This is a genomic window from uncultured Sutterella sp. (genome assembly GCF_937923675.1).
In the GTDB taxonomy this organism is placed as follows: domain Bacteria; phylum Pseudomonadota; class Gammaproteobacteria; order Burkholderiales; family Burkholderiaceae_F; genus Sutterella.
Genome location: NZ_CALDXB010000063.1, coordinates 1 through 1,146, shown reverse-complemented (window position 1 = coordinate 1,146; position 1,146 = coordinate 1). Strand labels below are relative to the sequence as shown.

Here is a 1,146-nt window from a genome sequence, read left to right as displayed (position 1 = left end):
TTGCGAGGAGTACCCGGCCGTGACCTTCACAAGCTTCACCTGACGCTCGGCCGCCTTGAAGGCCAGCCGTTCGCCGATGATGCCCCGGACCCAGCCTGACAGCAGGCGCTTGACGCGTTTAGGAAGTTTTAGATCCTGAAGGAAATTCGCGCTCAGCTCCTCGACGATGTATGCATCAGCCGGTGCCTTCCTGAACATTTCGTTCAGGGCATGATTGATGCAGCATCGGATCTGAGCCTTCATCCGGGCTTTGAGTGCTTCAAAACGATCGCTCCCCAGATTGAAGCGCAGGATGTTGCGGCGCTTGCGCCTGCTTGTCGTGTTTCGGGCGAGCGACTGTAATCGATTCCTTGCCGTAATCTTCCGGTTGAGCGTCTCCGCAAACTGCGAGAGAAGCTCCCCGAGGTTTTTCCCGTAGTGATTCCCTTCATCGTCCGTGAAGACTTCGGTAAGACCCATGTCGAAGGCACGGGAGTAATACTTTTCCTCGGGAACGGCCGGCACATTTTCAAGCGGCTTCTTTTTCAGAGGCTCCATGACATGGAGCTCAAGCTTCCCGTCATCCCTGAAAAGAAGATGAATGACGCTTCCCACCTTGCCGATGCCCTTGAGTTCAACGCGGATGCGCTTTCCCTTCGTCATGCTCGTCAGGTAGACGCACTCGACGCCGTTTTCGTTCTGCACCTTGTAGCAGGACTGGTCGAACCAGACGTTGACGGACCGGCCCGGACTCGGGAAGCTGCCTAAAGCTCTCCGCACCGTCCGACGGATCCTCAGGCAGAGCTTCGGCAGATCGCGGATTTCCTCCATCCGGAACCTTTCAAAGTGCGGATTTTTGCCGTCGAGAAGCGCGAAGAATTCCGGGCGAAGCTTCGAAAGCATCATGTTGATGTAGAAGCGCTCCACATCATTGAGGTCCTTCGTCCACTCTTTGGCAAAAATAACGGATTTGGCGTTCGCCTGCGCCAGACGCCAGTAGTTTGAGACGACGATCGCCGCCGACTGAAGCGCCATCTTCCAGTGCCTCGCCTGCAGTCCGGAATGCTTCGCCTGCACGTCAACGCCCATATTCCGGGCCATGCGGTCTTCCTTCACGATGGCGTCGCGAATCCTGCGGTAGCCCGTGCCGTAACAATTCCTGCGATG

The 1,146-nt window shown here is 56.6% G+C and carries 1 protein-coding gene; it reads right to left on the bottom strand.

Annotated elements, in window-relative coordinates; all coding sequences use genetic code 11:
- On the bottom strand, positions 1-1,146 hold a 1,146-nt coding region (locus Q0106_RS07650; protein WP_297611121.1), incomplete at both ends, for a hypothetical protein.